Consider the following 13,924-nt stretch of genomic DNA (forward strand, 5'->3'; position numbering starts at 1 on the left):
TTAGCAGCCGTTCATTCGTTAAGGCTCGTATTGAATTGTATATTAGGAGAACTGTTTGGTCAAATTCGCCATCTCAATTGCACTTACAGCTGCTTCCCAGCCCTTGTTGCCTGCCTTGGTACCCGCGCGCTCAATCGCCTGTTCAATCGAATCGGTAGTCAATACACCAAAAATCGTCGGTACACCGGTTTTGAGATTGATTGCGGCAACGCCTTTGGCCGCTTCACTGCACACATAATCAAAATGCGGTGTGGACCCACGAATAACTGCACCCAGGGTGATGACGGCATCGTATTTACCGCTTTCGGCCATTTTTTGGGCAATCAGAGCGATTTCGAAAGCTCCTGGTACCCATGCAACCTCAACCTCGTCTTCATTCGCTCCATGGCGTTTGAATGCATCTAAAGCGCCACTCAGCAGCTTGCCTGTTATAAATTCATTGAAACGGGCAACAACAACTCCGTATTTTAAACCCTCTGAAACTAAATGTCCCTCGTAAATTTTCGTCATGATGATTAACATCCTTTCAATTTATCATTTTTTATTAGATTTGAAAATCAAGCAAGTGTCCTAATTTTTCATGTTTCGTGTGTAAATAGCTCGCATTGGACTCGTTTTCCTGCATTTGAATCGGTACTCGTTCAACAACTTCCAGACCATAACCCTCTAATCCTTTGATTTTACGAGGATTGTTCGTCAGCAAGCGAATCTTTTGTAAGCCCAGATCCTTCAAAATTTGGGCTCCAATGCCGTATTCTCGCAAATCAGGCGCAAAGCCCAATTTAATATTCGCGTCCACGGTGTCCAAGCCCTCTTCTTGCAGGACATAAGCCTTCAGCTTGTTAATCAAGCCGATGCCGCGACCTTCCTGACGCATATACAGCAGCACACCGGAACCCGCTTCATCGATCTGTTTAAGCGCCGCGTTCAGCTGAGGTCCGCAATCGCAGCGGTGGGAATGGAACACATCACCCGTCAAGCACTCCGAATGAACACGAACCAGAGTTGGCACCGAACCATCGATCTTACCTTTGACAAGTGCCACATGCTCTTTTTGATCGACAGCGTTGGAATAAGCAATGGCTTTATACACACCGTAATCCGTTGGCAGCTTGACCTCAACCTCACGGTTTACCAATTTCTCCTTGTGATTGCGGTAGTGAATCATATCTTTGATCGTGATGATCTTGATATCATGCTTTTGGCTAAATTCCATTAACTCCGGAACACGGGCCATTTCCCCATCTTCTTTAATGATTTCGCAAATGACCGCTGCCGGATAGGAGCCGCACATACGAGCCAGATCGATAGCAGCCTCGGTATGACCGGTGCGGCGCAATACGCCACCTGCTTTGGCAATCAAAGGAAAAATATGTCCGGGCCGACGAAAGCTATGCGGCTTCGAGCTCGGATCGATTAGTGCTTTTACGGTCATGGAGCGCTCGGTAGCGGAAATTCCCGTTGTCGTATCGGCACCGTCTACTGAGACAGTAAATGCTGTTCCATGATAGTCGGTATTTCTCGAAACCATAGGTGGCAGCTCCAGCTCCTGCGCACGCTCCTCGGTAATTGGCACGCACACCAATCCGCGTCCTTCCTTGATCATAAAATTAATAATCTCGGGAGTCGCCTTGTCCGCTAGTGCAATGAAATCACCTTCATTCTCACGGTCCTCATCGTCAACAGCGATAATGACCTTACCCAACATCAAATCGTAGATAGCTTCCTCGATAGTATTAAATTGAATAGGTACTGTCATTTCCCACTCCCACCTCTCTATGTTTACTTACATGAATCCATTCTCCGCCAAAAACGCAGCAGTTAGCTTACTAGATTTACTCTCTGATCCTCCGCCATGTGTACGAAAGCTCAGCAGCTTCTCCATATATTTGCCCAATACATCAGCCTCCAGATTCACTTCATCACTAGGTTTCTTATGCTGGAGCACTGTCTGAGCTAGTGTATGTGGAATGATGGAGACCGTAAATCGTTGATCGGTTACTTGCACTAACGTGAGGCTAATACCATCAATGGTGATCGAGCCATGGGGAATCATATATTTTAAAATAGCTGTATCCTCCGGCTCGATTTCGTAGACAACCGCATTTTGATCGGTCGTTCTGCTAGTAATCGTTCCTATGGAGTCCACATGTCCTTGAACAATATGACCACCAAAACGTCCTCCCACCGCCATCGCACGCTCCAGATTCACTGGATCACCGGCATGAAGCTTGCTAAGTGTCGTTCGTCGGAACGTTTCTGGCATGACATCGACCGTAATCGATGAGCCATCATATTTCACGACGGTCAAACAAACACCATTGACAGAAATACTGTCTCCCAGATGAACATCCTCCAGGATGCGGCTGGCACCAATGCTCAATATCATCGCCTGCCCCTGCCGTGAAATACTTCTCATATTGCCAATTTCTTCAATAATACCCGTAAACATCTTACCTCACCTCGCTGCTATAGCGTGGATATCCAGTTACGCAAACATCCTCACCAAACTGTTGAACCGTGGTACGCTCCAAGCGGATAGCTTCCTCCATACGATCAAACCCTGCAAAAGGCATCGTATCCAGTGATTGACGGCCGCCTCCAATAATTTTGGGTGCAAAGAACAAATGAATCTTGTTAACCAGCCGCTGCTCCAGCATCGCACCATTCAGTGTGCCTCCACCTTCGAGTAAAATCGATGCGATATCGCGTCCACCCAAAAGCTCCATTGCCTTGCTCAGGTCCACTTGAGGTCCACTGCCACATGAAATGACGGTCACACCAGCCGCTTCAAGCCGCTGTTTGGATGACTCTGAAGCATTCTCTGTTGTCAGAACAAGTGTCTCTGCGGTACGATCCGTCACTACCTTGGACTCAAGCGGCAGCCGCAAGGTCGAATCGATAATGAGTCGAATCGGGTGTAGCGCAGGTACATCCAGTCGTGTCGTCAACAAGGGATCATCTGCAAGAACGGTCCCTATACCGACCATAATCGCTTGGTGACGGTGGCGTAAATTATGGACATAAGTGCGAGATTCCGCATTCGTGATCCATTTACTATCCCCCGTCCTGGAGGCAATCTTTCCATCCAGTGTACTTGCTGTCTTCATCGTGACGAACGGGCGTTTGGAACCGATGAAATGATTGAACGTCTCATTCAGCTCCCGGCACGCTTCGGCTAACACACCCGTTACGACCTCCAAACCATGCTGTCTCAAACGTTCAATCCCGGTTCCAGCTACCAGCGGATTGGGATCCTCGCTGCCAACAACGACACGTTTCACCTTTTCTTTAATGAGTCGGTCGCTGCAGGGCGGCGTGATGCCAAAGTGGCTGCAGGGCTCCAAGGTAACATAGGCTGTGCTCCCTTCTGCTTCAGCTCCGGCCATCTGCAAGGCGTGAATTTCAGCATGGGCCGTTCCCCGTTTGAGATGAGCACCCATTCCAACGATCCTGCCGTCCTTGACGAGTACACAGCCTACGACCGGATTAATTCCCGTCTGTCCTGCTGCACCACCAGCAAGCTGAATAGCGAGCCTCATGTAATATTCATCATTCAACAGCTCCATCAAAGTCACTTCCCTGCTAAATTGCTATTGGGTTAACAAAAAAAGCCCTCTTCTCTACAGAAGGGGCTTGTGAAAGAATTACGAAAAAAACGCAGAGTGATAGCGCATCTACGCGATTGAATTATCCAAGGCAACACAAAATGAACAGGCCCTAAACCTATTTTTCTTATCATGCTGCAGTTGGTTTCATAACAACCCACGACAAATACCAGTGTCCACGTTTTCCCTTCTCCCATCCAGACTATACTGTCGGTCTCGGAATTTCACCAAGTCCACCGGTGACTGCAGCAATAAAGCTGAAGCCCACGGGTCACGGACTGAACAAAACGCTGTTAAGCGTCTCATATCACCGCCGGTGGGGAATTTCACCCCGCCCCGAAGGAAAACATCCTATTATGTTGATTGAAATTCCTACTAAGTAGGTTGGAAAATACTTTGACAGAATTTTAACATCATTTTCGTGAAATTGCAACAGTTAGTATTCGAAAACGATTGCACGCTGGTTCACTAAGCAATTTCATCCACCTCAATAGTCAAACCTATGAGTGTCCGGCACATTTGGTGCTGACTTATAATTAATAGGAACCTCAAAACGAACACCAAACAAGGGAGGCGCCACAATTGAGTTTGTCACTTGGACTTCAACTCTATTCCGTAAGAAATGAACTGCAGAAAGATCCTTTGGGTGCATTGGAAAAGGTAGCTGCGATTGGATATAAGGATCTCGAATTGGCCATCCATTACTCCGATGCTGCAGGTCATGGTGGTTATTCGGTTGCTGGCATGAAGGCAGCAGAATTCAAAAGCAATCTGGATCGCCTAGGGATGAGAGCATTAAATGCTCAAATGTTCCCGATCGAAAATGTCCATTGGGAGCGTCTGATTCCCTTTGTTCAGGAAATTGAAATGCCTGCTGTCTCCATCTCCATGTCCATGTTCAAAAATAAGCAGGCCGCTTTCGATTTCAGTGCAACACTGAACAAATGCGGAGAAATATGCCGTAAAAATGGTCTTGATTTTTACTATCATAATCATTTTCAGGAATTCCAAAAATTTGAAGGTCAAACCGTCATGGAGATTATCCTGGCCAATACGGATAAGGATCTGGTAAAAATCGAGTTCGATACGTACTGGGCCCTCAGAGGAGGCGTTGACCCTTCTGAGTATTTGCATACGCTTGGTGAGCGTTGTGATCTGGTTCATCAAAAGGATATGCCTGCCACTGCCAAGCCGGTCAATTGGTTCGATTTCTTTGGCGAGGATGCGGACATTACGGTTGATAAAAAGCTGGGTACTTCAACAACAGATCAATTCACCGAGATCGGTGAAGGCGTCATGGATATTCCCGCTATTATTGCTACCATCCGCGAAATGGATATTGTGAAAACCATTTTTGTCGAACAGGATTTTACAGCCCGCAATCAATTGGACAGTGTTGAATTCAGTTACAAGCGTATGGTTGAACTGATGAATCTGTCTCAAACAACATAGGAGGACACCACTATGACAGATAAATTAAGGATTGGCATTGTAGGCTTGGGGGGGATTGGTACATCCAAGCATTTGCCCAGCTTATCCAAGCTTGCTCACATTGAGGTTATCGCGTTCTGCGATATTATCGAGGAAAAAGCCCTTAAAGCAGCCAAGGATTATGGCAGCGAATCGTCTACTGTGTACACGGATTACAGAAAGATGCTGGAGGATCGCACAATTGATGTCGTTCATGTGTGTACGCCTAACAGCTCCCATGCGGAAATCACGATAGCTGCGCTTGAAGCCGGCAAGCATGTCATGTGCGAGAAGCCAATGGCCATCACCTCTACCGATGCACGGAATATGCTCGAAGCGTCCAAACGGACAGGCAAGAAATTGACAATTGGCTATCAAAACAGATATCGTCCGGATAGCTTATTTTTGAAAAATCTGTGCAGTATCGGCAATCTGGGCGAAATTTATTTGGCCAAGGCGCTGGCCATTCGTCGGCGGGCTGTACCCACCTGGGGCGTGTTTCTTGAAAAAGAACTGCAGGGTGGCGGCCCTTTGATTGATATCGGAACGCACGCATTGGACCTGACCTTGTGGATGATGGACAACTATAAGCCAGTCAGTGTAACAGGCTCTGTATTTCACAAGCTTGCAGGCCGCGAAAATGCAGCCAACCTGTGGGGTCCCTGGGACACGAAAAAATTTACCGTAGAGGATTCTGCGATTGGTTTTATTAAAATGGAGAATGGCGCGACGATTACACTGGAATCCAGCTGGGCGCTTAACACTATGGATGTGCGCGAAGCGAAAACAGTCCTCTGCGGCACCGAAGGCGGAGCGGATATGGACGATGGACTGCGGATCAACGGGGAACAAATGGGTCGATTGTACGAACATAAAGTGAGCTTTGAGCGTGGTGCGGTCGTATTCTATGCGGCTGCTGCGGACGAAAGCCCAGCCGATCTGGAAGCACGATTATGGATTGAATGCATACTAAATGATACAGAGCCACTCGTAAAGCCTGAACAAGCACTCGTTGTCAGTGAGATTCTCGAAGCCGTTTACCAATCTGCTGCAACCGAAAAAACGATTTACTTCAATCATTAGGTCCTGAGCACGCACCAGATATGTAGTTGGCCTGACCGCTTGAAATCGGAACAACCGATTCAAGCGGTTTTTTTCGACCAGCGGATTAAGATGGATAAACAGAAGAGGCATCAAAGCCTCTCCGTTTGGAGATACCTTGACACCTCTTCATTACTGCTTGTGACATCCCTATTATTTGGTTTTCATCTTATCCCATGTACCCTGGAATTCGGCTAACAATTGATCGCGGTTTACTTTGCCTGCGATGTACTTCTGTAAAGAGGCTGCCATTTCCTGTGGACTGCCATCAGGGTATTTCGGCCAGTGCCAGCCAAGCACCTTGTTCTCCTTGAGGTACTTAGCGATATCCTCGCCAGGTGTGCCTACAGAGGCCGCATCAGCAGGAATTGTCTTTAAAGCGGGGATGAATTTGAATTCCTTTGCCAAATAGTTTTTACCAATATCCGAGGTGACCAGCCAGTTCAAGAACTCTTTGGCTTCCGGCTTCACCTGAGAATCTTTATGGATAACCCAGTTATTCGGTACGCCTACAAACAGCTTGTCATTCAAAGCAACATCCTCGTTGATCGGAATTGGCATTAAGCCCACATTAATCTTCGGATCGATTTTTTGAATCAAAGGTAGTGTCCAGTTCCCACTTTGCATGATTGCAGCCTGACCACTGCCAAAAGTAGCGATAAAACTGTTATAATCGGTCGTCAACTGGTTTTTGTTGCCGTACTTTACAATGAGATCAAGCATGTTCAAGGAGTCGGCAAAAATCGGATTACCGGCAAATTTTACCTTCCCATCATTCAAATCCTTAATAAACGCATCGGTGTTGGGCTGCTTGGCCATCGGATTATTGAAGAAATGCCGCCCGAGTGAGGACCATACCTGAAACATATTCACAAAAGGCGTCACACCATTGGCTTGCAGCTTCTTGCTGACATCCTCTAGTTGTGAAAGTGTTTTGGGAAGCTCTGTAATGTTCGCTTTGGCAAACAAATCTTTATTGTAAACGAAGCCATAACCTTCAAGCGAGACTGGCATCCCATAAAGCTTGCCGTTGATTGTAGTAGGCTCCTTGGCAAAATCGAATACATCCTTTGCCCATGGCTGATCGGATAAATCCTCTACACGATCCTTCCACGTTTCCAGCTGCTGAAAGCCCTCATTGTTAAAAATATCCGGCATTTCACCTGCGGCAAATTTGGTCTTGAGGATTGTATTGTAGTCGGTGCCAATGACGGTCTCGATTTGGACCTTGACGCCTGGATGCGTCTTTTCATACTCATCCTTCAGCTTATTCAATTGCTCGGAAATCTCAACCTTAGCCTGAAAGATTTTAAGTGTAACTTCTTTCTTTGGCTTCGCATTGTTATTCGCCGTTTTCGTATCAGCGGACTTGTCTCCATTCGTTGCACAACCAGTCAAAAAGGACATTAACAATACAAGCGCACTGCCAGCAGTAAGCGATCGTTTCATCGTTCAAACTCCCCTTCGTTCTATTATTGTTTACCATTTTATTATAATTCAGCCTTTAAGTGGCGGACACTCATAGGTTTGACTATTGAGGTGGATGAAATTGCTCCTGACCTATGAGGTCAGGTTTGTACCACTTTACCCCTTGATAGCGCCGGAGGTAATCCCTTCGATAATATGCTTCTGGAGAGCAAGGAAGAAGATCAGGATCGGTACCACACTCATCACAAGCGCTGCTAACGCAAGATCCCACTGATTCGTATATTCGCCAAATAAGGAGTTAATAGCGACCTGGATGGTTCGCAAGTCTTTTTGCTGCAAAATGATAGATGGGAGCAGAAAATCATTCCACATCCACAGGCTGTTTAGCAAGACAACTGTAACTGTCATTGGTTTAAGCAACGGAAATATGATTTTCCAAAACACACCGTATGGGCTACAGCCATCGACTTTAGCGGATTCTTCTATTTCGAACGGGATGGAGCGAACAAAACCCTGATACAAAAAAATGGTAAACGAAACACAGAGACCGAAATAACAGACAACAATGCCCGGAATACTGTTAATCAGGTGAAACCAGGATGCGACCTTTACCAATGGTATCATGATCGCCTGGAACGGAATGACCATAGCTGCCACAAATACGGCGAGCAGCATCCGATTGAACCTGCTCGGCCTGCGTGCCAGTCTGTAAGCCGCCATTGATGATATAATGACCAAGCCAATGTTGCTGAATACTGTAATTAACAAGGAATTTTTAAGTGTAGTAGCAAATTGCAGCACCTTCCATGCATGTACATAGTTATCCCATCGCAACACCTTAGGCAAGCTTGCCGCATTGATCAGAATCTCGGCAAAATTTTTCACCGAGTTGGCCAATACAAAATAAAACGGTGCCAGAAACAGGAGCGCAAGAACAATTAACGCAATCTCAACGAGCAGCAGTCTGGCATTGTACGCATCGGTTTTCATTACAGATCCACCTCACGCTTCTTCGTCATGGACACCTGAATCGCCGTAATGATGGACACTGCCATAAAGAAAATAAGTGCCTTGGCGGTTCCCAGTCCATATCGGTTATTGACAAATGCCTCGGTGTAAATATTCATTGCGACCGACTCCGAAGAGTTATAAGGCCCACCCTTGGTGAGTGAAAAGTTCAAATCAAACATTTTAAAAGCCCAGGCGATCGTTAAAAAGAGACAAATCGTGATGACTGGCATAATGAGCGGAATGATAATACTGCGTAAGATTTGGGCGCTGTTCGCACCATCGATCGTGGCCGCTTCTATTAGGTCCTTCGGCACATTGGTCAAACCAGCGATATAAATAACCATAATATAACCAGCTCCATGCCACACAAATACGATAATGAGCGCCCAAAAGGCCGTATCCTCCGTTCCAAGCCAGGGTAGATTGAAAAACCCCAAATTCGTCAGCTTCCCAATGGCAGCAAATCCTTGAACAAATATAAATTGCCATATAAAGCCAAGCAGCAAGCCGCCCAATACGTTCGGGATAAAATAAACCGTTCTTAACAGATTGCGCGTCTTCAGCGATTTGGACAAAAAGTAAGCGAGCGCAAACCCGAGCAAATTTGTCAGGATGACAGCTACAAAAGTAAACCGAGCCGTAAACCAGAACGATTGAATAAAATTGGTGTCCTTGGTAAGCACCGTTTGATAATTGCTTAAGCCAACCCAACGAATACTGTCAGCAACCCCGTTCCAATCGGTAAATGAATAATACACGCCAAGAAAAAAAGGAAGCATAATAATGATGGTATAGAACAGAACGGCAGGACTCAGAAACACCGTTTGCTGCATCCATTCCGACGACATGGACTTTCTCATGGTATCCCCTCCCTCTCTTCTATTGGAACTCGGTTTCGATGAATTTGGTGTTGCAGTCACCCGCTTTAAAAAACTCATGCTGCAGAACTTTCAGATGGAAGGGAATCGTTGTCCGGACGCCCTCGATGTGAAATTCTTGGAGAGCTCTTTTCATACGTTGAATCGCCTCAGGACGATCCCGGCCCCACACGATCAATTTAGCTATCATAGAATCGTAAAAAGGAGGAATTTCATAGCCGGTAAAAGCTGAGCTGTCGATCCTCACCCCAAAACCGCCAGGAAGCCGGTAACCCGTTATTGTACCTGGAGACGGCCTGAACTGATTGTCAGAATCCTCGGCATTTATACGGCATTCGATCGCCCACCCCTTCAGTTCAACCTCATTCTGGGTGAATGAGAGCGGGTACCCGGCAGCGACAGCAATTTGCTCTTTAACAAGATCAATACCTGTCACAAGCTCCGTTACCGTGTGCTCTACCTGGATTCTTGTGTTCATTTCCATAAAATAAAACTGCCCATGCTTATCGAGCAAAAATTCAAGTGTACCTACCCCCAAATAATCAACAGCCCTGCTGGCAGCGACAGCCGCCTGACCCATGGCCTGCCTTAACTCGGGTGAGACTGCAGGAGATGGCGCTTCCTCCACAAGCTTTTGATGTCTGCGTTGTATAGAACAGTCCCTTTCACCGAGATGAACGATATGGTTATGGGCATCTGCAATGATCTGAATTTCAATATGCCGGGGCTCCTCAATATACTTTTCCATATAAACGCCTGGATTACCAAAGGACGCCTCCGCCTCCTTTTGAGCCTGTCGAAACATAGAGTCCAGCTCCAGCTCGCTTTGGACGACTCGCATTCCTTTTCCCCCGCCACCAGCTGTAGCTTTAATAATGACAGGATAGCCGATTTCATCAGCAAGAATCACAGCAGCATCTACAGCTTCTATTAGCTCCTCTGAACCTGGAACCACGGGTACGTTAGCCAGCTTCATCGTTCGTCGCGCCTGGGCTTTATCCCCCATCCTGTGAATCGCATCAGGCTTGGGACCTATGAACGTAATACCGCACGTTCCGCACAGCTCTGCAAAATCGGCATTTTCAGCAAGAAACCCATATCCTGGATGAATCGCATCCACCCCAACTGCAGAAGCCAAGGTCAGGATGGCCTTAATGTTGAGATAGCTTTGCTTGGAGCTGACAGGTCCGATGCAATAGGCTTCATCAGCCATTTGCACATGCATTGCATCTCTGTCAGCCTTTGAATAAATCGCAACGGTCGGGATGTCCAATTCCTGACAAGCTCTAATAATTCGAACCGCAATTTCGCCTCTGTTGGCAATCATGATTTTTTTGAACATACGACTACACTCCTACAGGCTTTACGAGAAATAAAGGCTGATCATATTGGACCAGCTGTCCACTTTCGATCAAAATTTCTGTGATGACACCATTGATCCCGGCTTGTATCTCGTTAAACAATTTCATTGCTTCGACAATACCGACAACGGTAGTTTCTGTTACGCTGTCACCTACTCGGATAAGAGGGTCCTCTCCCGGCTCTGCAGATGAATAAAAGATACCTACTGTAGGCGAAGCTATTTCAATTGGAGCCGCACTTTCAGGCTCCGCTGCAATAGTACCGACCTGGGTTTCCCGTTCCACATGATGAGGAACCATCAAAGGCTTCGAATGATAACCGGATTCTGATGGCAGACTTTCCTCGGATGATACAGGGAGGCTGCGCTTAGAAATGGACAGCTTGACCGTTTCATATTCAAGTGAAAATTGCTCAATCGGAGCCTGAATGACGATTTGGATGATTTCTTTTAATTCTGATGCATTCATTGGGTATAACCTCACTTCTGTGTGTCTCTATGATTATTTTGAATAGTGCCGATGTAAGGATCCGCTTCCGCTTCTCCTGTTATTAACGCTTAAATGAAGATATACCAACACCATTTTCTTTCAGCAATAAACGAATTTTACTAATCATATTTAACGCTGTAGGGGTGTCACCATGTACACAGATCGTCTGTCCAGTGATATCGACCTCGTTCCCAGTAATCGTAGTTACTTTTCCTTCAGCGACCATTTTTAAAGCACGCTTGGCTGCCAAGTCCGGATCAGTAATCACCGCGCCAGTCAATTTTCGGGATACAAGGGTCAGATCGTCATTATAGGCACGGTCCGCATAGACTTCCAGAATCGGATGCAGTTTTTTTTCCAGCAGAACCTTATGCATCAGTGAATTCGGGTTAACGAAAACAGGCAGCTCGGGATTGAATGCAAGTACTGCATCTGCTGCGTAATTCGCAAGTTCTTCATCTATATCCACTCGATTTGCTAACGCACCGTGCAGCTTCACATGCTGCAGTCGGACCTTATGCTTGTTACAAAAAGCCTGCAACGCGCCAATCTGATATACGATCATATTGATCACTTCATTGCGCTCCATATCCACAAATCTTCTTCCGAAGCCGTTTAAATCGGGGTACCCCGGATGAGCACCCACCCCTACATCAAAGCTTCGCGCCAACTCCACTGTACGGTTCATCACATCGGGATCTCCACCGTGAAATCCACAAGCCACATTGGCTGAGGAAATCATCTGGATGACCGCTTCGTCCATACCAAGCTTGTAGGCACCGAAGCTTTCACCCATATCACAATTCAAATCGACAGTTGTAAGCATCGATTCCCCTTCCTTCTTTATCTATTGTTGATATCAAGCAGAGAAAACAGTTGCTCCTGTTCTCTCCACAATGCTTGAGCCTGTTCGATATTTATGATTTCAAAAAACACTTGGTCTCCTGGCTTACGCTGTGCTAGAAAAGGCAAATCTACACCTGCAACGACACCTATTTTCGTATAACCCCCCGTTACCTGACAATCCGACATCAGCACAATAGGCTGACCGTCCCCCGGTACCTGAATCGAGCCCATTGTTATATAATCGGATATGATATCCGCCCCCGAAGTATGGACGAGCTTAGGGCCCATAAGACGAAAGCCCATTCGATCCGAATCATGAGATAGAGTATAGGGTTGTGTTGTCAAGATATCCATCGATTCTTGAGTAAAGGAATCTGCCTGTGGACCCGTGATAAATCGGACAGGACGGTTTCCATCACAAACGGGTCGGTATTTCGAAGGCAATACTCTACACAGTGTTGATGCTGTGTACACACGCTGAGCAGTCTTTACTGCAAGCACATCTCCAGTTCGCAGGCTTCTTCCCTGGAAGCCCCCATACCCTCCCCGCGCAAAGGTCGAGCTGCTGCCCATAACTAAAGGAACGTCAATGCCGCCACTGACTGCCATATAGGAGCGGCACCCATATCTGGCAGAACCACATTGAAGAATGTCATCGGGCATAACCCGAATCGTCTTCCATAAAGCAAGTGGACGGCCGTTTAATGTGAACGAGAGATCCGCTCCCGTTATAGCGATCACTCCCTCATGAAGAAATTTCAATTTGGGGCCAACCAGCGTAAATTCAACAGCAGCTTCATTTTGCCGATTGCCTACCAGCAGGTTGGCTGCTCTGAATGAGAACGCATCCATAGCTCCACTCTGTGGAATTCCATATTGGCGAAAATCGAATCTACCCAAATCCTGCACGGTGCTGAACATCCCTGGCTTGATGATTTCTATAAATTCCATTGTTCATTCCACTCTCTTTGTTTATGTTCGTTCCAACCCTCCGCTTCCGCTGAAGTTATCGCTTCAAACTTAATGCTGTCACCTGCAGCAAAACAGCTCGGCGGTGTTTTATAAGGATCGAATGTATCCATGGGCGTTCTTCCTATCAAATGCCAGCCACCTGGAGACGTTATTGGATATATACATGTTTGACGGTTGGCAATGCCGATCGAGCCCTTCTCGACCTTGACACGAGGACTTGTACGACGAGGTAAAGCCAATCTGCTATCCAAATCACCACAATACGGAAAGCTGGCTATAAAACCGAGCATATAAATTAGATAGGCAGAGGAAGAATGGATTTGCACGACTTCATTAGCACTGATGTTGTTCTCGGCAGCCACATAGTCCAGATCAGGCCCATAGCTATCGCCGTAAACAACAGGAATATGAACCGTTCTGCCTTTACTATTCGCCAGATCAGCGTCTGACAGCTGGATTTGCTGCAAGGCATTCAACAACTGGCTGTAGCTTATTCGTACAGGATCGTAGCATACCGAAAGACTGGAGAAGGCAGGCATCCATTGTTTGACGCCCAGGATGTTCGCTTCCTTGATTTTGTCAGCCCATGCATGGACACGACGATTCACTAGAGTAGAAATGACTGGTTCAAATTGAATGATGAGTACCTGCTCTCCTAAAGGGAGATATTGAGGAACAAGCGTTGAGGATACCACTTGGATCCAACCTCCTTACTTCACGCTGATTCTTACTGAGAAGATCCGGCCAAGACGGATTCTCT

Annotated in this window: 14 protein-coding genes and 1 riboswitch; of the genes, 2 read left to right on the top strand and 12 right to left on the bottom strand. The window is 46.6% G+C overall.

The genetic code is table 11. The features are described 5' to 3' along the window. Positions 1-42 precede the first annotated feature (42 nt). The 4 genes from ribH to ribD are packed head-to-tail and all read right to left on the bottom strand — an operon-like array spanning position 43 to position 3,569. Complete coding sequence (gene ribH, locus OB236_RS27355; RefSeq protein WP_262686775.1) at positions 43-510, bottom strand: 6,7-dimethyl-8-ribityllumazine synthase; 468 nt, start codon at positions 508-510, stop codon at positions 43-45. Positions 511-544: 34 nt separating this feature from the next. Next, positions 545-1,759, bottom strand: coding sequence for a bifunctional 3,4-dihydroxy-2-butanone-4-phosphate synthase/GTP cyclohydrolase II (locus OB236_RS27360; protein ID WP_076227708.1), 1,215 nt, complete (start codon positions 1,757-1,759; stop codon positions 545-547). 27 nt (positions 1,760-1,786) lie between these two features. Further along, a complete protein-coding gene (gene ribE, locus OB236_RS27365; protein ID WP_262686777.1) occupies positions 1,787-2,452 on the bottom strand; it encodes a riboflavin synthase in 666 nt (221 codons plus the stop codon). A 1-nt stretch (position 2,453) separates the two neighbouring features. Next, positions 2,454-3,569, bottom strand: a complete 1,116-nt coding sequence (ribD, locus tag OB236_RS27370) for a bifunctional diaminohydroxyphosphoribosylaminopyrimidine deaminase/5-amino-6-(5-phosphoribosylamino)uracil reductase RibD (RefSeq protein ID WP_262686778.1) — start codon at positions 3,567-3,569, stop codon at positions 2,454-2,456. Between the two features lie 220 nt (positions 3,570-3,789). Next, positions 3,790-3,956, bottom strand: a riboswitch (FMN riboswitch). Positions 3,957-4,190: 234 nt separating this feature from the next. Here ribD and OB236_RS27375 point away from each other — a divergent pair. Both OB236_RS27375 and OB236_RS27380 read left to right on the top strand, forming a co-directional pair. Further along, the gene (locus OB236_RS27375) at positions 4,191-5,060 is read left to right on the top strand and encodes a sugar phosphate isomerase/epimerase family protein (RefSeq protein WP_262686779.1); all 870 of its coding nucleotides are present in this window, start codon (positions 4,191-4,193) and stop codon (positions 5,058-5,060) included. Between the two features lie 12 nt (positions 5,061-5,072). Continuing rightward, entirely contained in the window at positions 5,073-6,161 is a 1,089-nt protein-coding gene (locus tag OB236_RS27380) for a Gfo/Idh/MocA family protein (RefSeq protein ID WP_262686780.1), read from the top strand. Between the two features lie 171 nt (positions 6,162-6,332). Here OB236_RS27380 and OB236_RS27385 read toward each other — a convergent pair whose 3' ends face one another. From OB236_RS27385 to pxpB, 8 genes are all read right to left on the bottom strand, one after another. Next, positions 6,333-7,628 (bottom strand): ABC transporter substrate-binding protein, encoded by a 1,296-nt coding sequence (locus tag OB236_RS27385; RefSeq protein WP_262686781.1) that lies wholly within the window; start codon positions 7,626-7,628, stop codon positions 6,333-6,335. 135 nt (positions 7,629-7,763) lie between these two features. Continuing rightward, positions 7,764-8,597, bottom strand: a complete 834-nt coding sequence (locus OB236_RS27390; RefSeq protein ID WP_262686782.1) for a carbohydrate ABC transporter permease — start codon at positions 8,595-8,597, stop codon at positions 7,764-7,766. Beyond that, a complete protein-coding gene (locus OB236_RS27395; protein ID WP_262686783.1) occupies positions 8,597-9,478 on the bottom strand; it encodes a carbohydrate ABC transporter permease in 882 nt (293 codons plus the stop codon). Before OB236_RS27395 ends, OB236_RS27390 begins: the two co-directional genes overlap by 1 nt. 19 nt (positions 9,479-9,497) lie before the next feature. Next, on the bottom strand, positions 9,498-10,838 hold the full coding sequence (gene accC, locus OB236_RS27400; protein WP_262686784.1) for an acetyl-CoA carboxylase biotin carboxylase subunit: 1,341 nt from the start codon (positions 10,836-10,838) through the stop codon (positions 9,498-9,500). 4 nt (positions 10,839-10,842) lie between these two features. Continuing rightward, on the bottom strand, positions 10,843-11,325 hold the full coding sequence (gene accB / locus OB236_RS27405; protein WP_262686785.1) for an acetyl-CoA carboxylase biotin carboxyl carrier protein: 483 nt from the start codon (positions 11,323-11,325) through the stop codon (positions 10,843-10,845). A gap of 82 nt (positions 11,326-11,407) precedes the next feature. Beyond that, positions 11,408-12,172 carry a LamB/YcsF family protein gene (locus OB236_RS27410; RefSeq protein ID WP_262686786.1) on the bottom strand — a complete coding sequence of 255 codons (765 nt, stop codon included), beginning with the start codon at positions 12,170-12,172 and terminating at the stop codon, positions 11,408-11,410. Positions 12,173-12,189: 17 nt separating this feature from the next. Then, the gene (locus OB236_RS27415; RefSeq protein WP_262686787.1) at positions 12,190-13,143 is read right to left on the bottom strand and encodes a 5-oxoprolinase subunit C family protein; all 954 of its coding nucleotides are present in this window, start codon (positions 13,141-13,143) and stop codon (positions 12,190-12,192) included. Then, complete coding sequence (gene pxpB, locus OB236_RS27420; RefSeq protein WP_262686788.1) at positions 13,131-13,859, bottom strand: 5-oxoprolinase subunit PxpB; 729 nt, start codon at positions 13,857-13,859, stop codon at positions 13,131-13,133. Before pxpB ends, OB236_RS27415 begins: the two co-directional genes overlap by 13 nt. Positions 13,860-13,924 lie beyond the last annotated feature (65 nt).

The organism is Paenibacillus baimaensis, from assembly GCF_025567575.1.